Origin of the sequence: Algibacter amylolyticus (assembly GCF_014202225.1) — a bacterium.
GTDB lineage: Bacteria > Bacteroidota > Bacteroidia > Flavobacteriales > Flavobacteriaceae > Algibacter_B > Algibacter_B amylolyticus.
The window spans coordinates 154,621-181,108 of the sequence record NZ_JACHGE010000007.1; the positions used below are offsets into that span (position 1 = coordinate 154,621).

A 26,488-nucleotide genomic window follows, 5' to 3' on the forward strand; every position below is an offset into this window, starting at 1 on the left:
ACATATTCGTCAATAAACATTTGCTATAACGTTATTAAATAGTAATTTCACATCTGTTATTTTTTTTAGATGATACAAGCAAAAAACATTCATAAATACTACGGCGATTTACAAGTTTTAAACGGCGTTAACCTGCAAATTAAAAAAGGTGAAATAGTTTCTATAGTTGGAGCTTCGGGTGCCGGAAAAACAACACTATTACATATTTTAGGTACTTTGGATAAAGCTTCGGTTAAAGCAGACTCCGAGTTACTTATAAACAACACCAATATAACAACGCTTAAGGACAAAGCTTTAGCTAAGTTTAGAAATGAGCATATTGGGTTTATATTTCAATTTCATCAATTACTTCCTGAATTTACAGCCATTGAAAATGTGTGTTTACCTGCGTTTATAAAAGGTACAAAAAAGGCTGATGCCGAAAAACGCGCTAAAGAACTCCTAGATTTTTTAGGATTATCACATAGATACAACCATAAACCTAACGAACTTTCGGGCGGCGAGCAACAACGAGTAGCAGTAGCACGCGCGTTAATAAATAATCCTGAACTCATTTTTGCCGATGAACCTTCGGGAAATTTAGATAGCGAATCGGCCGAAAATTTACACAACCTCTTTTTTAAACTACGTGATGAGTTTGGTCAAACCTTTGTAATTGTTACACACAATGAAGATTTGGCAAATATGGCCGATAGAAAATTGGTAATGGTTGATGGTAATATAATAGACTAACTTTTATTGTAAAGCGCATACAATCCTAAAACGGGACCAATAGCCAATACTAAAAACAGATACTTTGCCTCTACCTCGGTTTGTAAATAATTTAAAAGCTGAATACTAATAATGGTAATAGCAAAACCAATAGAATTAACAATGGTTAATGCTGTACCTTTAGATGCCGCATCTACATTTTGAGCCACTAAAGTTGAAAACAATGGCGAATCTGCAATAACAACCATACCCCAAAACATTAAAAAAAGCAGAAAAGTAATTTCTGAATTTATCATAAAAAAAAGCGGCGAAACCAAACAGCATAAGCCAGACAAAGCAAGTGCCGTGGCGGCAACTTTTTTACTAGAAAAACGCTGAGACAAATAACCAGAAATTACACAACCTAAACTTCCAATGGCAATGCTATAAAAACTGTACAACGGAATATTAAAATCTACTAAACTATGATAACTAGAATACGCCTTTAAAAACACAGGTACAAAAGCCCAAAAAGCATATAACTCCCACATATGCCCAAAATAACCAAAGGCTGCACTTCTAAATGTTTTAAGTTTAAAAACCTTGTAACATATGGATACATCAAATTTCGGCAAGGTCTTTTTATAAGGACCATCGGGAACTAATAAAACCACTAAAACACCACCTAAAACGGCTAAACCAGATGTAACATAAAGCATATGTTCCCAGAAAAACAAACCTGTAAACCCTTTTAATACATGCGGAAAAGCTGTTCCTAACACTAAAGCACCAACTAAAAAACCTAGCGATTTACCTAAACCTTTCTCGAAATAATCGGATGCTATTTTCATGCCCACCGGATAAATGCCTGCCAGAAAAAAGCCGGTTAAAAAACGAAGTACTATTAAACTTAAAAGCGTGTGCGAACCAAAGGCTATTAAAACATTAAAAAATGCAGCCACTACGGCACTAACAAAAAACACTTTAGATGCCGAATAACGATCGGCAATAGTTAAAATAGCAAATATAAAAGTACCTATAATAAAACCAAATTGTAGTGCCGAAGTTAAATAACCTAAGGCTAACGGATTTAAATTAAAGCTAATTACCAAATCGCTAATAATAGCATTACCTACAAACCACAAGGAAGTACAAAAAAATTGGGATAACACAATTATGGGTAAAACTGCCTTTTTACTAGTCATTTAGCGCGAATTCTTTTTAATAAGCTGTTAAGTCTCTTATTTATTCAACTAATTACATTTATTTTTGCTGAATTATGAAGGAAAAACAAATAAAACTTACCAAAGCAGAACTTAAAGAGTTTTTAAACGCTAAAGTCTTAGAGTATAATAATCCTAAATTTATTGAAAGCGACCCGATACAAATACCGCATAAATTCAGTAAAAAAGAAGATATTGAAATTTCAGGATTTTTAACCTCTACCATTGCCTGGGGAAACCGGAAAAGCATAATTAAAAACGCAGATAGGTTAATGGATTTGCTGGATCACTCGCCTTACGATTTTGTTATAAACCACGAAGAAACCGATTTAGACAGACTTGCTCCTTTTGTACACCGCACGTTTAACGGACAAGACTGCATACAGTTTATAAAATCGTTACAACATATATATTTAAACCATGGTGGATTAGAATCTGTTTTTGCTAAACATGCCGAAAAAGACTCCGTACAGCTTGCTATATCGAAGTTTAAATCTGTGTTTTTTGAGATTGAACATTTACAACGTACAGAAAAACACGTTAGCGATCCGTTAAAAAAATCGGCAGCAAAACGCATTAACATGTTTTTACGTTGGATGGTGCGAAACGATAAAACAGGCGTTGATTTTGGAATTTGGGATAGCCTGTCGCCCAACCAACTATCTTGCCCATTGGATGTACACTCGGGCAATGTAGCTAGAAAATTAGGTTTACTAAAACGCAAACAAAACGATGGTGTTGCTTTAACTGAGCTTGATACGGCATTAAGAAAATTAGATGCAAACGACCCTGTTAAATACGATTTTGCTTTATTTGGTTTAGGAGTTTTTGAAGGATTTTAGGTTTTATAGTTGGCTTTTACCTATTTTTACAATCCCTTTAACCCTCGCAACCGATTTTATAGCAAAATGATAAAGCCCGAACTACCGGCAAACGAAGTTAAGCGTTTAAATGCCGTTAAGCAATACAACCTTCTGGACACTTTACCAGAAGAAGACTACGATAATATTACCACTTTGGTAGCTACACTTTGTAAAGTTCCTATTTCTTTAATTACACTATTAGACGAGGATAGAAATTTTTTAAAATCGCATTATGGTTTAGATTTTAACGAATCGCCCAGAGATATTTCGTTTTGCGGACATGCTATTTTAAGCGACGATCCTATATTAATTGTTGAGGACGCTTCAAAAGATGTTCGTTTTCATGACAACCCTATTATTACCGAAAATAACGTATCCTTTTACGCTGGTGTTCCCTTGCTTAATCCAGATGGTTACGCCCTAGGAACCTTATGTGTTTACGATAATACACCAAGAACTTTTACAGAAGAGCAAAAGACCTCCTTAATTATTTTAGCAAAACAAGTCGTTAAGCTTTTTGAATTACGCTTAAAAAATAAAACGCTTAATGATACGCTACACACCCTAGAAGAGCGTCATGATATGCTAAACACCTTTGCTAACAAAGTATCGCACGATTTAAAATCGCCATTAGCAAATATAACCTCGCTTACCAGTTTATTTAAGGATGAATTAAAGGCATCGCACCCAGAAATTGATTTAGAATATTTAAATTACATTGAAGAGTCTGCCGATACCTTAAGAGCTTATATTGATGGTATTTTAAAACATTATAAAAGTGAAAAATTACTTGATAAGGATAAAATAGAAACTAAATTAGAAGATGTATTTAATTCGATTAAAACGGTTTTAAACTTAAACGATTCTAATTTTAAACTTCTTAAAAAAGCGTCCTTAAACAATGTAAACACCTATGTTTTAAATCAGATTTTACTAAACTTAGTAGATAATGCTTATAAATATAATTTTAAAACATTACCTGAAGTTAGTATTGATTTTGATGAAAATAAAACGCATTACATCTTTTATGTAAAAGACAATGGTAATGGTATAAAACCAGAAAAATTACCTCTTTTGTTTGAGTTATTCCATACCGCCCACCACGAAGATAGTAAAGGCAATAAAGGTACAGGCATTGGCTTATTTACAGTAAAATCGTTAATAAACAAATTGGGAGGTACTATTACCGTAGAATCGACAGAAGGTATTGGAACAACCTTTAGGTTTACTGTTGCTAAATAGCATTTGGGCGTTACCCCACCCTTCGACTCCGCTCAGCGCATGCGGTCGGGCTTTTCGCTATACCTGCCCGCCGTAGGCAGGTCTTTTTTTGCCGTTTATGGCTGCAAAAAAAGGATGCCGCTATAATCCCTAACGCAGAGAAACGCATAAAATACAGTTTTTTTTTAAGCTCGCTTGCTTCTAACAGTATTGAAAAAACATGGCATTCTGGATACACAAAATACCTGTGGGTTTATAACCTACACCGGCAAATAAACCCGCGCTAGGGATTGAAAAGGAAAGCCCACAGCGACCTTTTTGGGGAGCGAGGACTTGTATTGGAAAGCCCGACCGCCTGCCCTGAGCGGAGTCGAAGGGTGTGGTAGCGCCATAAAAAAACGGCTGATAAACATCACGTTCATCAGCCGTTTAAACTCTACTTTACTCTTTTTTTTAACCCTTTAACCAAGCGTTACGTAAAGCTATTTGTGCTTTGGTAGCATTTGGCTTTTCTATTAATGCTTGTCCTGTGGTATACCCTTGCGTTGTTGTTGTTTTAATTACAACCTCTTTACCACCTCTTTCTAGAACAACCTCGACATCTAGTCCTGGGGTCCAAGCAAAAACCTGACCTAAAACTTGGTTTGCATTTTGTAAGGTAACAGCGGTACCATCTATAGATTTAATGATATCGTTTGGTTGCGCACCTTGCGCTTTCCAAAAACTGTTTTCTAAAACGCTATCTACAAAAAAGATACCTTTTGTTGGATCGCCGCTTACTATTGGCGCGCCATTTATTAAAATGTAATTGGCTTTTATTTGCGATTCACCAACTTCTAAACCTGCCTTTTCGAAAAACGTGTTGTAGTTAATAGGAATATCTCCTACCACATGTGTGTTTAAAAATTCTCCCACGGCTGGGTAAGTCATAGCAGTGATTTCGCTAATTAGTTTATCGTCCTCAAAAGGTTTGTTTTTACCGTATTTATTGGATAATTCTTTCATTAGTGACAAAATACCACGGTTTCCGTTGCTTTCTTCGCGCATTATAATATCGATACACATGCCTATTAACGCCCCTTTTTGGTACACGTTTAAATACTCGTCTTTATACGGTGCCTTTAAAATATTTTCGCTCATTATAGTAAAGCTCATAGCATCGTTTAAACGCTTAGAGGCCTCTATTTTTTCCATAATGGTATTATAAAACTCAGACTCGTCTACTAACCCCTGGTTAACTTGAAATAAGGTTGCAAAATACTCTGTAACCCCTTCGTACATCCATAAATGCTTAGAGAAGGTTGGATTGTTGTAATCGAAATAATGCACATCTTCTGAGTGTACACTTAACGGTGTTACAATATGAAAAAACTCATGCGACACAACATCTGTCATGCTTGATGCAATGGCAGACTCGTTCATAGATTCTGGTAACACAACAACTGTTGATGTGTGGTGCTCTAAAGCGCCGAAACCTTTAGGAGAATCGTCTTCTCCTTCCGATAAATACAAGTAAATATCGTAGCGTGGTGTAGCATTAATATCGCCTAAGTAGGCTTTTTGGGCCTGCATCATTTTATAAACTACATCTTTAAGCGATTTTGCCGAATGTACTTTATTAGGCGAATATACACTTAATACAATTTTAATATCGCCAACTTGAAACTCTTCAACATCTAAGTTTCCATACATCATTGGGTTATCGGTAATATCAAAATATCTAGGTGCATAATAACTAGTTGTCATGGTTTTACCATCTTCACTAGTTTGAGAATCTACATTTTGTAAAGCCGAAGTACGCTTTAAATCTGCAGCAGCAATAACATCTAACTTATATTGGTTGTTTTTTAAAGAATCAAAATACCCAATAAATCCGTGTAGGTTTAAAACATAGTTGTTTGGCTCTATATTGGTTCCTGCAGGCGAAAACGGTGTTTCTTTTCCTATACCGCCATCAATTTCAATATCGAAAGTATCGTTTACTAAATAGGTAATTTTATCTAGTTGCTTAGCATTTTCAATGGTCCAAGTATTGGTATCCACTTTCTTTACCGGCATTTCGTTTCCGTTATAATCGATGGCCTTAAAATTGTCTACATACTTCCCAAAATCACTTACCGAATAGGTACCTTGAATAACCCTTGGCAGTCTATACGTTACCGTTTGGGTAGTAAAACGCCCAGGATTAATGGTTACAGGTGCTTTATCATCTGTAATGTTAGATAAATTTATTGAAGTCTCAATAGGTAAACTTGTTGCTAAATCGTTACTTACATTTTTAGTTGAACCACAGCCAACTAATACAGCACCAGCAAATAAAGCGAATAGTGTTTTTGTATACATTAAATTAATTTTAAAAGTTTTTTAATTGACGCGCAAATTACCATAATGTTACCGTCTCCTTTCTTAAGGTTTTGTTAAATTCGCAACATGCAAAATTTACTAGTAAGTATATTAATTCCGTTTAAAAACACGCAAGAATTTATAGGCGACTGTATCCAATCTATTATAAACCAAACCTATACCAATTGGGAACTTATTATTATTGACGATAACTCGACCGATTCGAGCTTTACTATTGTTAAAGAATTTGCTAAAAAAGATAGCAGAATTAAACTTTTTAAAAATTCTGGTAGTGGGATTATTGAAGCTTTGCAATTGGCTTTCTCACAAAGTGAAGGCGATTTAATCACTAGAATGGATAGCGACGATATTATGCGATCTAACAAATTAGAAGTTATGGCCGCTAGTTTAATGCACCACGGAAAAGGTAATTTGGCTGTTGGTTTAGTTCATTATTTTGCTGAAGAAGGCATAAAAGCAGGATACAAAAGTTATGAAGTTTGGCTGAATGCTTTAACCGCAAAAGGCACAAATTACTCTGAAATTTACAAGGAATGTGTAATACCTTCGCCTTGTTGGATGCTGCATAGAGACGATTTTATAGCTTGCAACGCTTTTAACCCTAACAGGTATCCTGAGGACTACGATTTAGCATTTAGGTTTTACAAACATGGGCTTACCTGCATACCGTGCAACACCGTTTTACATGATTGGAGAGATTATAGCCATAGAACATCTAGAACAGATGAGCATTATGCCGAAAACCATTTTATACCACTAAAGTTAGATTACTTTTTAGAGCTGGATTACAAACCTGAAAAAACACTATTTGTTTGGGGCGCCGGAAACAAAGGGAAATTTATAGCCAAAACACTTATTGAAAAACAAATAGATTTTGAGTGGATTTGCGATAACCCCAAAAAAATTGGTAAGGATATTTATGGCAAAATTTTAAGGCCTTTTAAGGACTTGGAATCTGTAATAAACCCGCAAAGCATCATCACTGTTGCTAATAAGGAAGCGCAACAGGACATAAGAAACTATCTTAATACCTTAAAATTAAAGTCCGTAGAGGATTATGTTTTCTTTTGTTAAAAAACTCTCAAGATTAAAAGTACTAAATTCCTTAAAGCACGTTTATAAATTCAAATGCATTTTCTATATTTGGGCAATCTAAAACAATATGCAGTTTAAACACCCCGAACTTCTTTACGCTTTATTTTTACTGCTCATCCCTATTATTGTTCATTTATTTCAGTTACGAAAGTTCCAGAAAGTCGAATTTACTAATGTGGAATTTTTAAAGGAAGCCACTTTGCAAACCCGTAAAAGTTCGCAAATAAAAAAGTGGTTAACCCTGTTAACACGGTTATTACTTTTAGCGGCTTTAGTGTTTGCATTTGCACAACCTTTTACATCAAAATCTGATGCCTTTAAAAAAGACAAAGCAACCGTTATTTACTTAGACAATTCATTTAGCATGCAAGCCAAAGGCACGCATGGCGAATTACTAAAACGTGCGGTGCAAGATATACTAACTCAGGTACCAGAAAACGAAACCATATCGCTTTTTACCAACGATGCTGTTTTTAAAAACACGACTATAAAAGCTATAAAAAACGACTTACTACGACTCAATTATTCTACAAATCAACTCACTACACAGGCGGCTTTATTAAAAAGTAAAACGTTTTTAAGTAAAAAAACAAAAACTTTAAATAATATTGTTTTAATATCTGATTTTCAAAACAGTAACATACCTATAATAACAGAAAAAGATTCATTAACCAAGTTGAATTTTGTAAAACTCAGTCCGGTGAACACCAATAATATTTCGGTTGATAGTCTTTACATTTCCGAAACCACACCAACTGCTATTGCCTTAAAAGTTATTCTTAAAAACAGCGGTACCGAAATTGAAAATTTACCAGTTTCATTGTATAACAACAACAAGCTAATTGCTAAAACTTCGGTAGCCATCCAGCAAGAATCTGAAGCTTTATTTTCACTTCCGGTTAATCAAATCATCAATGGAAAAATAAGCATCAACGATGCCAATTTACAATTTGATAATAGTCTTTATTTCAACATTAATAAACCATCAAAAATTAATGTTTTAAGTATAAACGGCACAACCGATTCGTTTTTAAAACGCATTTACACACCCACAGAATTCAACTATTTAGCTACTCCAGAAAACCAATTAAACTATAATTTAATTGACAACCAACACCTCATTATTTTAAACGAGTTAAAAACAATTCCTGTAGCCTTAAATGCTGCTTTAAAACAATTTTCGGTACAAGGCGGATCGGTTATAATAATTCCGGCCCTAGATATTAACCTAGCGTCTTACAATCAATTATTAGCCAATTATAGCAGTGGCTTTAATGCCATTACCAATACCGAAATGCGCATAACAACCATAAACTACGCGCACCCATTGTACAGTAATGGTGTTTTTGAAAAGCAAGTTAAAAACTTTCAATACCCGAAAGTTAATAGCTTCCACCCTATTACAACCAAACAATTGGCATCAGTTTTAAATTTTGAAGACGGCAAACTCTTTATGGGACAGTTTAAAAACGCTTTTATTTTTACTGCAGGATTAAATAAAGACAATTCTAGCTTTAAAAACTCGCCTTTAATTGTGCCAACCTTGTATAACGTAGCAAAGCAGAGTTTTAAAATTCCTGAATTATATTACAGCATTGGGCAAGAAAACACCTTTGATGTGGATACTAAAATGCAGCAGGACGAGGTGCTTTCATTACAAAAAAACGGTATTAGCATGATACCTAAACAACACTATTTTAATAATAAAGTGGCAATAAATACTTTCGATGAACCATCGGAAGCCGGTATTTACGCATTAACCACTAAAAACGACACCATAAAAAAACTGAGTTACAATTTTAACCGAAGCGAAAGCAAATTAAACTACAACGATCTTTCGGCTTTACATGAAGTAACCGTTAGCGATTCAATTACCGAAATTTTCGATACTATAAAAAGTGACACAAAAGTTAACGCGCTATGGAAATGGTTTGTTATTTTTGCACTAGCGTTATTGATTATTGAAATGCTCATCTTAAAATTCTTTAAATGAACATACTTATAAAATCTGCCACAATCATAGATTCTAAAAGCGAGTTTCACAACACAACTCAGGATGTATTAATTGAAAACGGTAAGATTACTAAGATTTCCAACAGCATAGAAAACCCTAAAAATTACAAAGAAATTAATTTCGAGAATTTACATATTTCTCAAGGTTGGTTTGATAGTAGTGTAAGTTTTGGCGAACCTGGTTACGAGGAACGCGAAACCATACAAAACGGTTTAAAAACTGCAGGACTTTCTGGTTTTACAAGTGTGGCTGTAAATGCCAACTCTAACCCAGTAATAGATTCTAATGCTAATATTACATTTTTAAACTCTAAAGCCAACAACCACGCGGTTAGTTTATTGCCTATTGGCGCACTAACAGTAGGAAGTTTAGGCACAGATATCGCAGAACTTTACGATATGCGTAGCGCAGGAGCTGTCGCCTTTTACGATTATAAAAAATCGATTTCTAACCCTAACCTCATGAAAATTGCACTGCAATACGCTAGTAACTTTGATGGTTTGGTATGCTCATTTCCGCAGGAAAATAAAATTTCCGGACATGGTGTTATGAACGAAAACATAACAAGTACACGCTTAGGCTTAAAAGGAATTCCAGCATTAGCCGAAGAGCTGCAAGTGGCTAGAGATTTATTTTTACTAGAATATACAGGCGGAAAATTACACATTCCAACTATTTCTACTGCAAAATCTGTAGAATTAATTAAAGAAGCAAAAAATAAAAAATTAGACGTTACCTGTAGCGTAGCCATACATAACCTGTATTTTTCGGATGTGGTTTTAACCGATTTCGATACCAATTATAAAGTATTACCACCACTTAGAACACAACCCGATATCGATGCTTTAATAGCTGGGGTAAAAGATGGCACCATTGATATGGTTACTACCGACCATACACCTATTGACATTGAGGAAAAAAAGATAGAATTCGATCATGCCAACTACGGCACCATTGGTTTAGAAAGTGCTTTTGGAGCCTTACAAAGTCTATTTACAACCAAAAAGACCATCGAGGTACTAACCAAAGGTAAAGCTAGATTTGGGGCCGAAATACAACCTATAGCGGTTGGTAATATGGCTAACATCACACTTTTTAACCCAGATACTAAATATACCTTCTCGAAACAAAATATTACATCAAAATCTAAAAATGCTATTTTTGAAAACGAAACACTAAAAGGTCACGTTTTTGGTATTATTTCAAACAATCAAAAGGTTTTAAAATCATAACATGACAGAACAAGATATAGATAAAGGGCGCCAAAACGCCATAATAAGTTACATAACCATTTTTGGTGTTATAATAGCCTATTACTTAAATAATGAAGATAATAAAAAAAGCAGTTTTGCCAGTTTTCATATTAGACAATCCTTAGGACTTTGGCTTACTTTTTTTGCCTTAGGGTACATTATTGGCAATTTTGATAGTTGGCTAGTAACGTCTTCGTTTTACTTGTTTTTTGCTGTCCTTTTTATTTATGGGTTTTCTAACGCTATAGCACGAAAAGCACAGGCTGTTCCACTTGTAGGTAACTTATACCAACGTATATTTTCAAACTTAGGGTCTTAATACATCTTTTAAAGGTGTAAAGCTCAAATATGAAATACCGAGTCCTAAGAAAATCAGACTTCACTAAAAGTAATACATAAAAGCATGCCAAATCCATCACTTTCTTTACAACACATCGTTCGCGAATCTAGTTTAACCGAAAACGCACCATTATTAATCATGATGCATGGTTACGGAAGCGACGAGAACGATTTGTTTTCATTTGCTGCCGAATTACCAGAGGAGCTATTTATTATATCTGTTAAGGCGCCTTACCCCATGCAACCTTACGGAAATGCTTGGTACGCCATTAATTTTGATGAAGACAAAGGAAAATGGAGTGATAACGACGAAGCTAAAGCTTCAAGAGATTTAATTGCTAAATTTATAGACGAAGCCATTGCCACCTACCCTGTTAACCAAAATAATGTATCGCTTTTAGGCTTTAGCCAAGGGGCTATTTTAAGTTACGCCGTAGCGTTAACTTACCCTGAGAAAATTAAAAATGTAGTGGCACTTAGCGGCTATATTAATAAAGATATTTTCCCTACTGATATCGACACAAAAAACTACGCAAATTTAGATTTTTACTGTTCTCACGGTAGTGTAGACCAAGTAATACCTGTGGATTGGGCAAGACTTACAGCGCCATTTTTAGACGCCTTAAACATAAAACACAGCTATTCTGAATTTCCTGTTGGCCATGGCGTAGCACCTCAGAACTTTTACGAATTAAAGGTGTGGCTAGAAGCACGCATTTAAAGCACATTTTAGGCTAAATATAAACAAACGAATTTAGTTGTTATTTTATAATGATTCCACTTGGGCTGACTTTTATTCTGTAAGAAAAATTGGTTATATTTACGGAATAACAATTAAAAAAACTTGTTATATTCTGATGTGTTTTCGGGATATGAATAGTGAACGTTATTTTATAAAGGGTTGGCAAACATTAAATAAAAATTAAAAACATGAACAAAAACAAACTTACATTAATAATTGGGTTATTCTTAAACAGTTTCATCTACTCTCAAACTTGTACTAATAGTGTAGCTACCTATACACCAATAGCTACTGAATACATGAATAGTGATTATAATTCTGAAAACGTAGCACAAGTATTTACAGCTTCTTCTTCTGCATCTAATTTTGATGTTACATTAGAATTAGCAACTTGTAAAAGTAATGGTTTGTGCGACGCTCAATTAGATTTAGTAACAGTTAATGGGGGTGAACCTGAATGGACAAATGTCATTGGTTCAGCAGTTGTTCCTGAAAACCAAATATATGATTGGCCTAGTTGTCAAGCTGGCACTTTTGGCTCTTCTACTTTTTCGTTTAATGAAGTAACACTTAATACAGGTGTACAATATGCCTTGGTGCTTAAACCTGCTCCAGGAGGTGACCCAGGATCTCGTTTAGCATGGAGAAGAAGTTCGACTCCTACAGATCCTTCTAATCCATATAGTGGTGGAGATTTATGGACATATAATCTCAATAATAATTCTTCAATGCAAAATACAAATCTAGATTTACAATTTAATATTTGCAATACTTCAACTTGTACTAATAATGTAGCTACCTATACACCAATAGCTACTGAATACATGAATAGTGATTATAATTCTGAAAACGTAGCACAAGTATTTACAGCTTCTTCTTCTGCATCTAATTTTGATGTTACATTAGAATTAGCAACTTGTAAAAGTAATGGTTTGTGCGACGCTCAATTAGATTTAGTAACAGTTAATGGGGGTGAACCTGAATGGACAAATGTCATTGGTTCAGCAGTTGTTCCTAAAAACCAAATATATGATTGGCCTAGTTGTCAAGCTGGCACTTTTGGCTCTTCTACTTTTTCGTTTAATGAAGCGACACTTAATACAGGTGTACAATATGCCTTGGTGCTTAAACCTGCTCCAGGAGGTGACCCAGGATCTCGTTTAGCATGGAGAAGAAGTTCGACTCCTACAGATCCTTCTAATCCATATAGTGGTGGAGATTTATGGACATATAATCTAAATAATAATTCTTCAATGCAAAATACAAATCTAGATTTACAATTTAATATTTGCAATACTTCAACATTAGGTGTATTTGATCATAACATAAATAATAATTTGTTTATTTATCCTAATCCTTCAAATGATTTTATTATAATTTCAGGTTTAAAAAAGTCAAATCAATATATAATTTATAATACGTTAGGGGTAAAAACAGATAGTGGAAATATATCTGATAATGAAAAAATAAATATTCAAAATTTTAGCAATGGTATGTATTTTATAATTTTAGAAAATGGAAATATTCAGAAATTTGTAAAAAAATAAAAAAATAAAAAACGATTTGCCAACACCGTATAAAAATAATTGCGGTTTAGTGCTTAATCAAAGGGCGTTGCGTGTCTGTAACGTCTGATTTTCCTTCGGAAAATCCTCGCATACAAACCCGCAACTATTCTTATACATAAACGTTGGCAGAAAGATAAGAAACCTAATAATGTTTAAACAAGATAATAAAATGATGTTCGATTTCTCTTATCAACAAATTATTGAAGATGATTTAACTTGTGCTGCAAATCAAAATCTAAATTTATTTGAATACTCTATAAAAGAGGCAATCGATAAATTTCAAAAGGAGTATAATAAATATTGTGAAAAAGAAAGTGACATTTCTGATAAAATTTCAGAAATTGAAATTAAACAATCTAATCTTGATGAAAGTAAAGATTTAAAATATAAAGAGTTACAAAATCATAAAATAGAGCTATACAATAAGCAGCATTATTACTTCACAGAAACTTATTTGATTAATGAACAATTAAAATCTTTAAGTGAAATGCAAATTATCAACACTTTTAAAAACATTGAAATAAATATGAAAACATTGATACATATAGCTTATCCAAAAATTAAGACCAAAGAATTTTATAAATGGGATTCTTTAATTCAATTTTTTAATAGTAAGAATATTCCAATTTCAAAAATACAAGGTTATCAAGAAATAACAGAATTGAAAAATTTAAATAATTCAATAAAACATAACGGAATATTAAATGATAATTTAAAAAAAATTGAGGAATTTAAAACTGATGATGAATTCAACTTTGTTAATTTAATTAACTTTTATGAAAGAATAAAAGATACAATTAAAACTTTTTTAAATTTATTAGCTGAGGAAATAAAAAAAGACTTATTTCATTTCAATGAAGATAGACTTAACAAGATTTCCCAAGATTTAAAACAAAGAATGGAAGCATCTACGATTGAAACATTAATTCTAAAATTGAAAGAATAATAAATCCTTCTGCCAACACCCTATACAAACAATTGCGGTTTAGTACTAAAACAAAGGGCGATACGTGTTTGTAACCTCTGATTTCCCTTCGAAAGTCCTCTCGCATACAAACACTAATCATTCAAAACACGTTAAAAGGTACTATGAATACTAATTTTAATTTTGAAGTTTTAAAAAGCAAAATTGAATTTGCTGTTAAAACATGTTTTAAAGAAAACATTCAGAAATATGGTTCTGATATTTGTTCTTTTGCATTAATAAGTGATGATGGAGCAATGACTGTGGTTCCGTTTACAAATATTAAAACTCATTTAAAAAAAATGCAAGCTGAAAACCCAGAACAAAGGGATTACTATGAATTTGAACCAGCCGAATGGTTTACTTCTAATGGGGCTAATGAAGCATTCAATGCCATTTGTAAAATGGTGTCTTTGGAAATTGACAATGAAGAATTAGACTTCGAATATTTTAGAAATACCTTATTCGCATCATGCGTTGAAGTATTGGAGAAACTTCGAACCGAAGGTTTTTTTCAAAAAGAATTAGGAGAAAATTTGTTGGTACAGTTTAATATTTCGGATACAGATGAATCGAAAGACAATTTAATACATTGGACCAAACGACTTAATGATAGTACATATGCAAAACGTTATCAAGACTATATAGCACAGCAATAAACTTATAATATTTAACTATACTAGTACCTTACCTAGAGCAAACTAATTCCTTTTTAGGCATGAACTATAAAATACTAGCCGATTCTAAATCGTTATACGAATTTGCAAACCAAAAAACATCTCAGGCTGTAATGGATGCTTTGATTTTTAATGGTAAAGAAACAACGTATAACTTTAATGAAATTCTTTATATTCAAAATCAGAAAAACATTGAAGGCAACATAATAAGCACTATAGAAACGCCTGTATTAACTGTTGGTGGAAAGCTATTTATTTCTCAAAGTTTAAAAAACATTTTTGAAAAATACGATGTAATTGGCGAGTACTTTGAAGCACAAGTAAAAGCGAATGGTACCGCTTTTAATGAAGATTATTTTTTATTTAACCCACTAATTGGTGCTAATTGTTTAGACTATAAAAATTCCACATATGATAAAATATATGATGACTGGAGTAAGATATTCAACATTTCTAAAATATCGCACTTAAAAATTGAAGAGAATAAAATACTTAACAATGCACCCTTATTTTTTTTAGGACAATTTCCTTATAAAGAAAATGACAATCGCATTTTAGATAAAATTATTTTTATCCGAGAAGATTTGGCAAAAGAAATTAAAGATGCTAAAATATTAGGTATTAATATTTTTGAAATTGAAAACTATAGCTACAATTGGAAATGGATATAATTAAAATACAAACCCCAAACATTATTTTTATATAATACACCCGCGTTAGGGATTGCAAAGGAAAGCCCACAGCCTGACGCAGGAAGTGCGAGAACTTGTAACGTAAAGCCCGACCCTTTTGGGGTAACCTGCGTGCCGGCAGGCAAGCGCCCAACTTATTATTTATATGTTTTTAGTTTGCTACTTCGCTAATAAATTTAATACGGTATAAACGTAGTTCTTCGTCGTCGTAATCGCCATCAAATTCCTCGATTGCTAAACCAATGCTATCGGTTTCTGATTCCATGAAATACTCGTGGATTTCTTCTTGCTGGTCCTCGTCTAGAATATCGTTTAACCAATAGTCTATATTTAGTTTTGTACCCGAAAACACAATGGCTTCCATTTCTTTTATAAACTCGGACATAGACATACCTTTAGATGACGAAATATCGTCTAGCGGCAATTTCCTGTCTATATTTTGAATGATGTATAGCTTATTTGCAGAGTTGGTTCCTGTAGATTTTACAACTAAATCGTCTGGTCGTGTAATATCGTTTTCCTCGACATATTTTTCAATAAAGGCCACAAAATCTTTTCCGTATTTTTTAGCTTTACCCTCGCCAACTCCATGTACATTGGCCAACTCGGTTAAGTTTATTGGATATTTTAATGCCATATCCTCCAATGATGGATCTTGAAATATAACAAACGGCGGAACGCCTAACTTTTTTGCACTCTTTTTACGTAAATCTTTTAACATGCCCATTAAAACAGGGTCTGCAATGGCACCGCCTCCTTTTTGTGCTGTAATAATGGTTCCGTCTTCTTGCTCGCCTTCGAAAATATGGTCTTCGGTCATCATGAAAGACTCCGGTTTTTTAGGGAATTCCCTACCCGATTCTGATAATTTAATGACTCCGTAAGTTTCAATATCTTTTTTAAGATATCCTGCCACTAATACTTGCCTTAATAAGGCCATCCAGTATTTATTATCTTTATGTTTTCCGGCACCAAAAAACGGTTGTTCGTTTGTTTTATGAGAATTAATTAAGGCGTTTTCTTTACCTATTATAACGTTTACTAAATCTTTTGATTTATATTTTTCGTTGGTATTAGCAATGGTTTCTAGCAGTAACTTAACATTATCTTTAGCTTCGACCTGCTTTTTAGGATGCCTTACATTATCATCCATTTCGCCACCTTCTCCGGTTTCATTATCAAACTCTTCACCAAAATAGTGTAGTATAAATTTTCGTCTAGATATTGATGTTTCGGCAAAAGCAACAACTTCTTGCAATAAAGCTTGCCCAATTTCTTGTTCGGCAACCGGTTTTCCAGACATGAATTTCTCTAACTTTTCAATATCTTTATAAGCATAGTATGCTAAACAATGACCTTCGCCACCATCTCGTCCTGCACGACCTGTTTCTTGATAATAACTTTCTATACTTTTTGGAATATCATGATGGATTACAAAACGTACATCTGGTTTATCGATTCCCATACCAAAGGCAATGGTAGCCACAACCACATCTACATCTTCCATAAGGAATTTATCTTGATGGCTAGAACGCGTTTTGGCATCTAAACCTGCGTGATATGGCACTGCATTTACACCATTTACTTGAAGCACTTGTGCTAGTTCCTCAACACGTTTTCTACTTAAACAATATACAATACCCGATTTACCTTCGTTCTTTTTAATGAATCGAATAATATCGACATCTACATTTTTAGTTTTTGGGCGTACTTCGTAATATAAATTAGGCCTGTTAAAGGATGCTTTAAATGTTTTTGCATTGCCAATGCCTAAGTTTTTAATTATATCTTCTTGCACTTTAGGTGTTGCCGTAGCCGTAAGCCCTATAATTGGAATATTATCGCCTATACGTTTTATAATATGGCGTAGGTTTCTGTATTCTGGTCTAAAATCGTGTCCCCACTCACTAATACAGTGTGCCTCATCGATAGCCAAGAAAGAAATTTTTACGCTTCTTAAAAACTCGACATTCTCTTCTTTGGTTAAGGATTCTGGAGCGACATACAATAATTTAGTAACACCATTAACAATATCTTCTTTAACCTGCTTTATTTCGGTTTTATTTAAAGAAGAATTTAGCACGTGAGCTACACCATTTTCTTTAGAAACACCTCTTATGGCATCTACCTGGTTTTTCATTAAAGCAATTAAAGGAGACACAACAATAGCTGTCCCTTCTTGCATTAATGCCGGTAATTGATAACATAATGATTTCCCTCCGCCTGTGGGCATTATTACAAATGTGTGTTGACCGTCTAATAAACTTTCGATAACACCTTCTTGAAGCCCTTTGAACTTACTAAACCCAAAATATTTTTTTAGAGCAGCATGCAAGTCATTTTTAGATATTGACATGAATTGTTTTAAAATTATTGTTTAATTATTTCTCTAACTAGTACATAAATCATGATTGTATAATTTCGTAAAACATTTAGAGAAGCCTCATATTTTTTTTCGTTAGTTTTGTAACCAATTTCCAAATTACAACAAAAAATCAATTTGATTAACATTAAAGATAATAAAATCTTTAAAAATCAACTCAAAAAACTATAAATTTTGAAAGATAAAAATGCCATTATTAAGATTGCTAAGCAAACTATTGAGATGGAAAGTAAGGCCATTTTAAACTTAGCGAGTTTAATAACAGATGATTTTGCAGAGGCTATACAGCTCATTTACAAATCAAAAGGGCGCGTAATTATAACTGGCATAGGTAAGAGCGCCATAATAGCAAGTAAGATTGTAGCTACATTAAATTCTACTGGAACACCCGCAATTTTTATGCATGCTGCAGATGCCATTCATGGAGATTTAGGTTTAATTTTAAAAGATGATGTAGTTATTTGCATATCTAAAAGTGGGAATACTCCTGAAATTAAAGTGCTCGTGCCATTAATAAAAAGTGCAAAAAACAAAATGATTGCTATTACAGGCAATCCAGATTCGTTTTTAGGGCAACATGCTAACTATATTTTGAATGCTTATGTTGAAAAAGAAGCGTGCCCAAATAACTTAGCGCCCACTACAAGCACCACTGCGCAACTTGTAATTGGCGATGCACTAGCCGTTTGTTTATTGGGATTACGCGGATTTTCTAGTAACGATTTTGCCAAATACCATCCTGGTGGCGCATTAGGTAAAAAATTATACCTACGTGTGCAAGATATTAGTTCGGTTAACGAAAAGCCAAAGGTTGCTCCAGACACTAACATTAAAAATGTTATTGTTGAAATAACCGAAAAAATGCTAGGTGTTACAGCAGTTGTTGAAAATGATAAAATCATAGGTATTATTACCGATGGTGATTTACGTAGAATGTTAAGCAAGGTTGATGATTTTTCTGGTTTAACAGCAAAAGATATTATGGGTAATAACCCAAAACGTATTCAAGCGGAAGCTATGGCTATTGACGCTTTAGAACTTATGGAAAATAACGATATTTCGCAATTACTAGTTGAAGAAAACGGTAAATATGCAGGCATTGTGCATTTACACGATTTAATTAAAGAAGGTATAATATAATGGCGAAAAAGGATATAAATGAGATGTCTTTTTTAGATCATCTTGAAGATTTACGTTGGCACCTAATAAGAATCTGTTTAGCCGTAATAATTGTAGCTACGCTAGTATTTATTTTTAGCAGATTTGTTTTCGACAATATCATTTTCGCACCATTAGACATGGGTTTTCCAACATATAGCATGTTGTGCGAAACGGCTAATTTTTTTGGTATGGACACCACGTTTTGTGCTAAAGAAATGCCCATGATATTACAAAACCGGACCATGGCAGGCCAATTTTCTGCCGATATTTGGACAGCCATTTTAGGCGGTTTTATTATAGCTTTCCCTTATGTAATTTATCAGCTTTGGAAATTTATAAGCCCTGGTTTACATAGTAACGAGCGTAAACATTCGCGAGGGTTTATTATAATTTCATCCCTTTTGTTTTTTATTGGAGTCCTTTTTGGATATTATATTGTTACGCCACTATCACTTAATTTTTTAGCTAATTACAGTATATCTACACGGGTAGATAATCAAATTGATATAAGTTCTTATATTGCTTTAGTGAGGTCTTCTGCCCTAGCTTCTGGTCTAATTTTCGAGCTGCCTATTATTATTTATTTTTTAACCAAAATAGGATTAGTAACACCACAGATATTAAGAAAATACAGAAAATATGCTTTGGTAATTGTACTTATCTTATCGGCAATTATAACGCCTCCAGATATTGCGAGTCAAGTTATAGTAGCCATTCCAATTTTAATATTATACCAAGTAAGTATCTATATTTCTAAAATTGTAATTAGAAACCAGAAGCGAAAAGAAAAGCAAATAGCTAAAAAACAATAAAACGTTAATAAAGAATTAATCAAGACGTTATCATAGTTGTATATGATTTTACTATTTTTAGCGTTCAGTATATAAAAAATATGATTTTAAGAGCCGAAAATTTAATGAAGTCCTATAGCGGACGAAAAGTTGTAAAAGATGTTTCTCTAGAAGTTAATCAAGGAGAAATTGTTGGTCTTTTAGGGCCTAACGGTGCTGGTAAAACAACCTCTTTTTACATGATTGTTGGTTTAATTAAACCAAATGGCGGTCATATATTTTTAGATAATACCGAAATTACCAAATACCCAATGTACAAACGTGCACAAAACGGTATTGGTTATTTGGCTCAAGAAGCTTCGGTATTTAGAAAATTAAGTATTGAAGATAATATTTTAAGCGTACTACAACTTACTAAGCTAAGTAAAAAGGAGCAGCTCATGAAAATGGAGTCGCTAATTGAAGAATTTAGTTTAGGTCATATTAGAAAAAGCCGTGGCGATTTATTGTCTGGTGGAGAACGTCGTAGAACAGAAATTGCTCGTGCCCTAGCAACCGATCCTAATTTTATTCTTTTAGATGAACCTTTTGCAGGGGTTGACCCTGTTGCTGTGGAAGATATTCAGCGTATTGTAGCACAATTAACTAAAAAGAATATTGGTATCTTAATTACCGACCATAACGTGCAAGAAACACTTGCTATTACAGATAGAACATACTTAATGTTTGAAGGTAGTATTCTTAAAGCCGGTGAACCTGAAGAATTAGCAAACGACGAAATGGTTCGTAAGGTGTACTTAGGTCAGAATTTCGAATTGCGTAAAAAGAAAATTCGCGAATAGAGGCCCAACAGCTTTTTTAGTACTTAGAAATTATAGTTTAAGATGTATAGACGTTGAATAGCGATATGCTTTTAACGCAAACTAGCATTTGCAACATTTAATTATGCAGTACGGATACAAAAATGGATATATACTAAACGTTTTACTTCTTCTTAAAAATCAACTTTTTTATACCCATAAAAATTTTCACAGCAATAAAAGCTGCTAACCCCACCAATAAACCTACTATAAAATCTCTTATAAAACTTGGTATAGTTTCTAAAAAATGATGTAAGAAATCAATATTATGAACAAAAATACCACCAGCAACAAGCAGCAAAGCTATGGTACCTATTACAGATAAACTGCGTATTACCCAAGGCAAGGTATTAATAAGTAAATTGCCAAACATATAGGAGAAGCTCTTTTCGTTATCGTTAAGCTTTACCAGTTTTAAACCAAAATCGTCCATTCTAACAATTAATGCAACAATACCGTAAACACCAATAGTTGCAATAATAGCAACAATAGACACGACAATAATTTGAAACAAAATTGGTCGTCCAATAACGGTTCCTAAGGCAATAATTACAATTTCAACCGAAAGAATAAAATCTGTAAAAATAGCCGACTTAACCTTTGCTTTTTCAGCAAGCATCATGTCTTCTTCAGATAAGTCAACCTGCTCAACTTCCTTTGTGGAAACCTCATCATGCTTTTCTGGTACAAAAAAGTGAAATATTTTTTCGAAACCTTCAAAAGCCAAATAAATACCGCCTAAAATTAATGCCAAAGTAACACCCCAGGGTGCAAATGCACTTAATAAAAAGGCTATGGGAAGTATAATGAGTTTATTTAAGGCAGAACCTTTGGTAATTGCCCACAACACAGGTAATTCTCTTGATGCTAAAAACCCAGTAGCTTTTTCTGCATTTACGGCCAAATCATCACCTAAAATACCAGCTGTTTTTTTAGTTGAGATCTTGCTCATCACTACAACGTCGTCCATTAACGCTGCTATATCATCAAATAATGCAAAAAATCCTGAAGCCATAGTTGTATTATGTTTTTTATTTAGAAGTTAAATTGTCTAAAACAGACATTAAAATATATAGTATTATAATTACCGGAATAGCTGCAAATTGTAAAACAATTAAAAGAACAGCACATAAAATTATAAAAATGTATCGTGTGGCATTTCCTTTAAAACCATAAGTTTTAAATTTTAAAGCAAATAATTTAATACCCGAATTAAGTAAGTAACAGCTTAAAAAAGTAAGCCCTAACAAAAACCATTTATTAAGAATTATACTATTTATAGCATCGCTATTTTGAAACTCGATAATTAACGGTAGGGATATTATTAATAAAGCGTTTGCAGGTGTTGGCAAGCCTTTAAAATAAGTTTGTTGATCTTCGTCTATATTAAACTTAGCTAATCTGTATGCCGATGCAAGTGTTATTAATAACCCAAGCAATGGCAGTATTGGTAAATTAAAATCTATACCAAACGTATTTGCTTCCCAACTGTTATCTTGAGTTACACTGGTATCTAGCGTTAATATTAACAGCTTATACATAATAACGCCAGGAACCAAACCACTGGTTACCATATCGGCTAGTGAATCTAACTGTAAGCCTAATTCACTTTGTACATTTAACTTTCGAGCTGCAAAACCATCAAAAAAATCGAAAAACACACCAAGAAACACAAAAATAGCAGCGGCTACAAAATTGCCATTAACAGCTAAAATTACTGCTATACAACCACACAATAAATTTAATAAGGTAAGTGCATTTGGTATTTGTTTTTTCATATTTAGCTCTTTTAAGATTGTAAAAATAGCAAACAATTTCCGTCTAAAACAATATCTATTACAAATTGAAGTTTTAAAGATTATAAATTATGTGCATCTTTGTAAAAAAATTGCGATTGAGACTTTACATCACAACTATATTTTGTGTCTTAACTTCTACCCTATTTAGTCAAACTGTTAGAAAATATTCTAATGAGTTTATGAATATTGGAGTTGATGCTGCGGCTTTGGGTATGAGCAGTGCAGTTACATCTCACACAGGCGATGTAAACTCAGGCTATTGGAACCCTGCAGGCCTTTTAAAGCTGGAGGACAATCAATTATCTTTAATGCACTCAAGCTACTTTGCTAACATAGCCAATTATGATTATGCGGCTTTTGCTATGCCTTTAGATGATAATAGTGCCGTTGGAATTTCACTTATTCGTTTCGCGGTCGATGATATTTTAAATACCACACAGCTTATTGATGCCGATGGAAATATAAATTATGATCATATAAGTTTATTTTCTACTGCCGATTATGGTTTAACCTTCTCCTACGCTAGAGCCTTACCTCTTAAAGGGCTTAATTATGGTGTAAATGCTAAGGTAATTAGAAGAATTATTGGAGATTTTGCCTCTTCATGGGGATTTGGTTTAGATGTTGGTATTCAATTTGAAACCGATAACGGTTGGGAATTTGGTGTTATGGCTAGAGACATAACAACGACTTTTAATGCTTGGGCCATTGATGAAGAAGCCTTTGCAACGATTAGCGATGCTGTTGAAGGGCAAAACCAAGAATTACCAGAAAGTACAGAAATTACTATTCCTAAGCTTCAAATTGGAATTTCTAAGCTAGTCGACTTTAATTATGATTACACGCTTTTAACATCGGTAAACTTAAATGTTAGGTTTGAAGAAAACAACGATCTTATTTCTACATCATTTGCCAGTATTAATCCGGCGTTAGGTTTTGAATTTGGGTATATAGACATGGTTTATTTGCGTGGCGGACTAGGTAATTTTCAAAATGAAGAACAATTTGGAAATGAAGAATTAACCTTTCAACCTAGTTTTGGTTTAGGTTTTAAATATAATGGCATTCAAATTGATTATGCTTTTACCGATATTGGCGACCAAAGTGGAGCCTTATATTCCAATGTTTTTTCTTTAAAACTTGATTTTAGTATCTTTAGATAATGAAGTTATTTATTCCAAAAATCATTCTCCTTATTTGCATTTTTTTAAGCGTTAAAGTAGCTTTTTCGCAACAAAATGTATTATCAAATCAGGCAGAAATTAGCGTATTAACAGTTGGACCAGGAACCTCACTTAACGATGCTTTTGGGCATAGTGGTTTTAGAATAAAAGATTTAAACAACAGACTAGATGTTGTTTATGGGTATGGCGAATATGATTTTGATGCACCCAATTTTTATTTAAAATTTGCCCAAGGACAGCTTAATTACTTAATTAGTAAAACAGATTTCACTAGGTTTTATCAAATTTACAGCTACCATAATAGAAGTGTTAAAGAGCAAGTTTTAAACTTGACCCAAGCTGAGAAACAAAAGCTGTATGACTATTTAATAAATAATTATAAAATTGAAAACAGGCGTTATTTATACGAGTTCTTCTATGATAATTGTGCCACTAAGATTAAAGATGTAACAAATATAGCCACCAATAACCGTATTACTTTTAACCCTCCAAAAGATTTTGAAGACGCCACCTTTAGAACCTTAATTTATAGCCATGTAAACAAAAACTCTTGGGGTAGTTTTGGAATAGATTTAGCCTTGGGCTCTGTTATTGACAGAAAAGCTAGAACCGAAGACCATATGTTTTTACCAAAAAACATTTATAAATTCTTTGAAAACGCTACCGTAGGAATCGAGAAAAAACGACTTGTTAAACAAAGTACGGTACTATATGCACAAAAAGAAAACATACACCCAAGCACATTTTTTACAAGTCCGTTGTTTATTTTAGGACTCGTGGCTATTTTTATACTCTATATCACGTATAAGGATGTTAAAAACAATAAACGATCTGTATGGTTAGATGTTAGCCTTTTTACACTAACAGGCTTAACAGGTGTCTTAATTTTGCTGTTATGGTTTGCCACCGACCATACAGGAACACATCAAAATTATAACCTATTATGGGCATTTGCTTTAAATCTTCTGGTTGTAGGTCAGTTTTTTAAAGCACAACCTAAGGATTGGTTTGTAAAGTACATTAAACTTCTTATAATTTTACTTTGCCTATTAACGTTACATTGGATAATTGGTGTTCAAGTATTTGCTATTGGCTTAATACCATTACTTATAGCTTTATTTGTTAGGTATGTTTACTTAGTAAAACATTTTACTAAACTTTAGAAATAAACTTAAGGACTATAAACTGCTCTATTGCCCTCTAAAGAATATCATGGTGCTTAGGGTTTTAATCACAATATTCATATCTATAAAAAAACCTCTGTGCTTAATATAATACAAATCATATTGCAGTTTAAGTAGACTATCATCAATAGATGCTCCATATCTTGTTTTTACTTGTGCCCAACCTGTTAATCCAGGTTTTACAATATGTCGGGTTTCATAAAAAGGTAGCATTTGCGCTAATTCTTTTACAAAAAACGGACGCTCTGGTCTAGGACCAATCAAACTCATTTCTCCCTTTAAAATATTTATAAATTGAGGGAATTCATCTAATCTAGAATGTCTCATAAATTTACCAAAAGGTGTTATCCTAGAATCTCCTTTTTTCGCCCAAACAGCTCCAGATTTTTCGGCATTTTTTATCATAGTACGAAACTTAATAATTTTAAAAATTTTTCCGTTTTTACCTATTCTGTCTTGGGAATAAAAAAGGGGGCCTCTATTTCCTAGTAAATTACCTATTAAAATAATTGGCAAAACTGCAGTTCCAATTAAAATTCCAATTATAGCAATTAGTATATCGAAAAGGCGATGGAAAAATAAATACAGTTTATTTTGATTACTTCTACTAAAAGGAAAGTATTTATAAAAATCTTTACCTACAAACTGCACAGGTACACGATTCGTCATATCCTCATAAACCTGAGTATACTCATTTATAGGAAAACCTTCTTCTAATAATTTAATTAAGGTATAATATACCTCGGAAGTAATATTCTCCGAATTGTAACTAGCCACAACAATCTCAGATATTTTTTGTTGATTAATAACCTCCCTTATTTGGCTAGGTAAATACTCCTTAATACCTTTAAATCTAATAGTCTCCAAAGTATTCACTTCGCAATTTACAAATCCAATAATTTTATAATTAGGATCGGCACCTTTAAAGGCCTCAATAATGGTTTCTATATTAGACGTTTCGCCAATAATTAAAACCTTTTTATAAAACCGAGGTGTCCCTATAAAAGTAACATAGCATATTCGCCAAATAAACAAGGCACTAAGAATTGAGAAATAAAAGAATAATATTTGTAGTCTATTATCTGGCAATAAAGGTGTAAAAAATGGTGTTAACAGATAAAATAAAACAGTAATGGAAGATGTTAGCACAATTCCTGATGCTATACTATCAATTTTGCTAGACTTTTGTAAATCATATATTTCAAAAATGGTTCCAAATACAGAAATATAAAGTATAAGGATTACACCCCATGCCCACTTTTCTGTAGTTAGTATGAAATAATCAAAATCAAAGGTATTCCCTACTAGATAAAGTACTGAAAGTATAGTTACGATATCAAAAACCCGCAAAAGAATTTTTCGTTCAGATATGTTAAAATGAATGCTGCTTTTAGCCATTTGAGAGGGATTTGTAACGGGGT

At 33.2% G+C, this 26,488-nt stretch carries 23 protein-coding genes; 17 read left to right on the top strand and 6 right to left on the bottom strand.

Features of this window, described 5'->3' with window-relative positions; translation table 11 throughout:
- Positions 1-69 precede the first annotated feature (69 nt).
- Positions 70-732, top strand: coding sequence for an ABC transporter ATP-binding protein (locus tag HNQ90_RS13360; RefSeq protein WP_144117648.1), 663 nt, complete (start codon positions 70-72; stop codon positions 730-732).
- Here HNQ90_RS13360 and HNQ90_RS13365 read toward each other — a convergent pair.
- Positions 729-1,895, bottom strand: a complete 1,167-nt coding sequence (locus HNQ90_RS13365) for an MFS transporter (protein ID WP_144117650.1) — start codon at positions 1,893-1,895, stop codon at positions 729-731. The genes HNQ90_RS13360 and HNQ90_RS13365 overlap by 4 nt on opposite strands.
- Positions 1,896-1,969: 74 nt before the next feature.
- On the opposite strand from HNQ90_RS13365, the gene HNQ90_RS13370 reads away from it, so the two are divergent.
- Positions 1,970-2,755, top strand: coding sequence for a TIGR02757 family protein (locus HNQ90_RS13370; RefSeq protein WP_144117652.1), 786 nt, complete (start codon positions 1,970-1,972; stop codon positions 2,753-2,755).
- A gap of 66 nt (positions 2,756-2,821) precedes the next feature.
- On the top strand, positions 2,822-4,018 hold the full coding sequence (locus HNQ90_RS13375; protein WP_144117654.1) for a GAF domain-containing sensor histidine kinase: 1,197 nt from the start codon (positions 2,822-2,824) through the stop codon (positions 4,016-4,018).
- A 432-nt stretch (positions 4,019-4,450) separates the two neighbouring features.
- Here the strand turns inward: HNQ90_RS13375 and HNQ90_RS13380 are convergent, their stop codons facing one another.
- Entirely contained in the window at positions 4,451-6,340 is a 1,890-nt protein-coding gene (locus tag HNQ90_RS13380; RefSeq protein ID WP_144117656.1) for a M61 family metallopeptidase, read from the bottom strand.
- 87 nt (positions 6,341-6,427) lie between these two features.
- Between HNQ90_RS13380 and HNQ90_RS13385 the strand changes: the two genes are divergently transcribed.
- The 9 genes from HNQ90_RS13385 to HNQ90_RS13425 all read left to right on the top strand — a co-directional run bounded on the left by HNQ90_RS13385 (position 6,428) and on the right by HNQ90_RS13425 (position 15,684).
- Positions 6,428-7,435 (top strand): glycosyltransferase, encoded by a 1,008-nt coding sequence (locus HNQ90_RS13385; protein WP_144117658.1) that lies wholly within the window; start codon positions 6,428-6,430, stop codon positions 7,433-7,435.
- 88 nt (positions 7,436-7,523) lie between these two features.
- Positions 7,524-9,449 (top strand): BatA domain-containing protein, encoded by a 1,926-nt coding sequence (locus HNQ90_RS13390; protein ID WP_144117660.1) that lies wholly within the window; start codon positions 7,524-7,526, stop codon positions 9,447-9,449.
- Positions 9,446-10,702 (top strand): dihydroorotase, encoded by a 1,257-nt coding sequence (locus tag HNQ90_RS13395; RefSeq protein ID WP_144117662.1) that lies wholly within the window; start codon positions 9,446-9,448, stop codon positions 10,700-10,702. Before HNQ90_RS13390 ends, HNQ90_RS13395 begins: the two co-directional genes overlap by 4 nt.
- Position 10,703: 1 nt before the next feature.
- Positions 10,704-11,042, top strand: coding sequence for a hypothetical protein (locus HNQ90_RS13400; RefSeq protein ID WP_144117663.1), 339 nt, complete (start codon positions 10,704-10,706; stop codon positions 11,040-11,042).
- An 84-nt stretch (positions 11,043-11,126) separates the two neighbouring features.
- A complete protein-coding gene (locus tag HNQ90_RS13405) occupies positions 11,127-11,783 on the top strand; it encodes an alpha/beta hydrolase (RefSeq protein ID WP_144117665.1) in 657 nt (218 codons plus the stop codon).
- Positions 11,784-11,992: 209 nt separating this feature from the next.
- A complete protein-coding gene (locus HNQ90_RS13410; RefSeq protein ID WP_144117667.1) occupies positions 11,993-13,351 on the top strand; it encodes a T9SS type A sorting domain-containing protein in 1,359 nt (452 codons plus the stop codon).
- A 169-nt stretch (positions 13,352-13,520) separates the two neighbouring features.
- Positions 13,521-14,318 carry a hypothetical protein gene (locus HNQ90_RS13415; RefSeq protein ID WP_144117669.1) on the top strand — a complete coding sequence of 266 codons (798 nt, stop codon included), beginning with the start codon at positions 13,521-13,523 and terminating at the stop codon, positions 14,316-14,318.
- 143 nt (positions 14,319-14,461) lie between these two features.
- Positions 14,462-14,995, top strand: a complete 534-nt coding sequence (locus HNQ90_RS13420; RefSeq protein WP_144117671.1) for a DUF4303 domain-containing protein — start codon at positions 14,462-14,464, stop codon at positions 14,993-14,995.
- 59 nt (positions 14,996-15,054) lie between these two features.
- On the top strand, positions 15,055-15,684 hold the full coding sequence (locus HNQ90_RS13425; protein WP_144117673.1) for an imm11 family protein: 630 nt from the start codon (positions 15,055-15,057) through the stop codon (positions 15,682-15,684).
- A 172-nt stretch (positions 15,685-15,856) separates the two neighbouring features.
- On the opposite strand, the gene HNQ90_RS13430 is transcribed toward HNQ90_RS13425, so the two are convergent.
- Positions 15,857-18,061, bottom strand: coding sequence for an ATP-dependent DNA helicase RecQ (locus HNQ90_RS13430; protein ID WP_144117675.1), 2,205 nt, complete (start codon positions 18,059-18,061; stop codon positions 15,857-15,859).
- Positions 18,062-18,310: 249 nt separating this feature from the next.
- Between HNQ90_RS13430 and HNQ90_RS13435 the strand changes: the two genes are divergently transcribed.
- The 3 genes from HNQ90_RS13435 (at position 18,311) to lptB (ending at position 20,882) form a co-directional block, all read left to right on the top strand.
- Complete coding sequence (locus tag HNQ90_RS13435) at positions 18,311-19,228, top strand: KpsF/GutQ family sugar-phosphate isomerase (protein WP_420837403.1); 918 nt, start codon at positions 18,311-18,313, stop codon at positions 19,226-19,228.
- Positions 19,228-20,061, top strand: a complete 834-nt coding sequence (gene tatC, locus HNQ90_RS13440) for a twin-arginine translocase subunit TatC (RefSeq protein WP_144117678.1) — start codon at positions 19,228-19,230, stop codon at positions 20,059-20,061. The genes HNQ90_RS13435 and tatC overlap by 1 nt, the downstream gene beginning before the upstream one ends.
- Before the next feature lie 80 nt (positions 20,062-20,141).
- Positions 20,142-20,882 carry an LPS export ABC transporter ATP-binding protein gene (gene lptB, locus HNQ90_RS13445; RefSeq protein ID WP_144117680.1) on the top strand — a complete coding sequence of 247 codons (741 nt, stop codon included), beginning with the start codon at positions 20,142-20,144 and terminating at the stop codon, positions 20,880-20,882.
- Positions 20,883-21,024: 142 nt separating this feature from the next.
- Here lptB and HNQ90_RS13450 read toward each other — a convergent pair whose 3' ends face one another.
- Both HNQ90_RS13450 and HNQ90_RS13455 read right to left on the bottom strand, forming a co-directional pair.
- On the bottom strand, positions 21,025-21,915 hold the full coding sequence (locus HNQ90_RS13450; RefSeq protein WP_144117682.1) for a DUF808 domain-containing protein: 891 nt from the start codon (positions 21,913-21,915) through the stop codon (positions 21,025-21,027).
- 16 nt (positions 21,916-21,931) lie between these two features.
- A complete protein-coding gene (locus HNQ90_RS13455) occupies positions 21,932-22,678 on the bottom strand; it encodes a CDP-alcohol phosphatidyltransferase family protein (RefSeq protein WP_144117684.1) in 747 nt (248 codons plus the stop codon).
- Between the two features lie 116 nt (positions 22,679-22,794).
- Between HNQ90_RS13455 and HNQ90_RS13460 the strand changes: the two genes are divergently transcribed.
- Entirely contained in the window at positions 22,795-23,862 is a 1,068-nt protein-coding gene (locus HNQ90_RS13460; protein ID WP_476725217.1) for a putative type IX sorting system protein PorV2, read from the top strand.
- Positions 23,862-25,046 carry a lipoprotein N-acyltransferase Lnb domain-containing protein gene (locus HNQ90_RS13465; RefSeq protein WP_172625913.1) on the top strand — a complete coding sequence of 395 codons (1,185 nt, stop codon included), beginning with the start codon at positions 23,862-23,864 and terminating at the stop codon, positions 25,044-25,046. The genes HNQ90_RS13460 and HNQ90_RS13465 overlap by 1 nt, the downstream gene beginning before the upstream one ends.
- Before the next feature lie 27 nt (positions 25,047-25,073).
- Here the strand turns inward: HNQ90_RS13465 and HNQ90_RS13470 are convergent, their stop codons facing one another.
- Entirely contained in the window at positions 25,074-26,465 is a 1,392-nt protein-coding gene (locus tag HNQ90_RS13470) for an exopolysaccharide biosynthesis polyprenyl glycosylphosphotransferase (RefSeq protein WP_144117686.1), read from the bottom strand.
- Between the last annotated feature and the right edge of the window lie 23 nt (positions 26,466-26,488).

What these genes read in the sequence shown, in the direction of transcription:
- HNQ90_RS13395 (WP_144117662.1), top strand. Translation starts at nt 9,446, where the DNA reads ATGAACATACTTATAAAATCTGCCACAATCATAGATTCTAAAAGCGAG.
- HNQ90_RS13390 (WP_144117660.1), top strand. Translation starts at nt 7,524, where the DNA reads ATGCAGTTTAAACACCCCGAACTTCTTTACGCTTTATTTTTACTGCTC.
- HNQ90_RS13400 (WP_144117663.1), top strand. Translation starts at nt 10,704, where the DNA reads ATGACAGAACAAGATATAGATAAAGGGCGCCAAAACGCCATAATAAGT.
- HNQ90_RS13435 (WP_420837403.1), top strand. Translation starts at nt 18,311, where the DNA reads ATGGAAAGTAAGGCCATTTTAAACTTAGCGAGTTTAATAACAGATGAT.
- HNQ90_RS13370 (WP_144117652.1), top strand. Translation starts at nt 1,970, where the DNA reads ATGAAGGAAAAACAAATAAAACTTACCAAAGCAGAACTTAAAGAGTTT.
- HNQ90_RS13470 (WP_144117686.1), bottom strand. Translation starts at nt 26,465, where the DNA reads ATGGCTAAAAGCAGCATTCATTTTAACATATCTGAACGAAAAATTCTT.
- HNQ90_RS13405 (WP_144117665.1), top strand. Translation starts at nt 11,127, where the DNA reads ATGCCAAATCCATCACTTTCTTTACAACACATCGTTCGCGAATCTAGT.
- lptB (WP_144117680.1), top strand. Translation starts at nt 20,142, where the DNA reads ATGATTTTAAGAGCCGAAAATTTAATGAAGTCCTATAGCGGACGAAAA.
- HNQ90_RS13410 (WP_144117667.1), top strand. Translation starts at nt 11,993, where the DNA reads ATGAACAAAAACAAACTTACATTAATAATTGGGTTATTCTTAAACAGT.
- HNQ90_RS13465 (WP_172625913.1), top strand. Translation starts at nt 23,862, where the DNA reads ATGAAGTTATTTATTCCAAAAATCATTCTCCTTATTTGCATTTTTTTA.
- tatC (WP_144117678.1), top strand. Translation starts at nt 19,228, where the DNA reads ATGGCGAAAAAGGATATAAATGAGATGTCTTTTTTAGATCATCTTGAA.
- HNQ90_RS13430 (WP_144117675.1), bottom strand. Translation starts at nt 18,061, where the DNA reads ATGTCAATATCTAAAAATGACTTGCATGCTGCTCTAAAAAAATATTTT.
- HNQ90_RS13425 (WP_144117673.1), top strand. Translation starts at nt 15,055, where the DNA reads ATGAACTATAAAATACTAGCCGATTCTAAATCGTTATACGAATTTGCA.
- HNQ90_RS13455 (WP_144117684.1), bottom strand. Translation starts at nt 22,678, where the DNA reads ATGAAAAAACAAATACCAAATGCACTTACCTTATTAAATTTATTGTGT.
- HNQ90_RS13385 (WP_144117658.1), top strand. Translation starts at nt 6,428, where the DNA reads ATGCAAAATTTACTAGTAAGTATATTAATTCCGTTTAAAAACACGCAA.
- HNQ90_RS13420 (WP_144117671.1), top strand. Translation starts at nt 14,462, where the DNA reads ATGAATACTAATTTTAATTTTGAAGTTTTAAAAAGCAAAATTGAATTT.
- HNQ90_RS13360 (WP_144117648.1), top strand. Translation starts at nt 70, where the DNA reads ATGATACAAGCAAAAAACATTCATAAATACTACGGCGATTTACAAGTT.
- HNQ90_RS13450 (WP_144117682.1), bottom strand. Translation starts at nt 21,915, where the DNA reads ATGGCTTCAGGATTTTTTGCATTATTTGATGATATAGCAGCGTTAATG.
- HNQ90_RS13415 (WP_144117669.1), top strand. Translation starts at nt 13,521, where the DNA reads ATGTTTAAACAAGATAATAAAATGATGTTCGATTTCTCTTATCAACAA.
- HNQ90_RS13365 (WP_144117650.1), bottom strand. Translation starts at nt 1,895, where the DNA reads ATGACTAGTAAAAAGGCAGTTTTACCCATAATTGTGTTATCCCAATTT.
- HNQ90_RS13375 (WP_144117654.1), top strand. Translation starts at nt 2,822, where the DNA reads ATGATAAAGCCCGAACTACCGGCAAACGAAGTTAAGCGTTTAAATGCC.
- HNQ90_RS13380 (WP_144117656.1), bottom strand. Translation starts at nt 6,340, where the DNA reads ATGTATACAAAAACACTATTCGCTTTATTTGCTGGTGCTGTATTAGTT.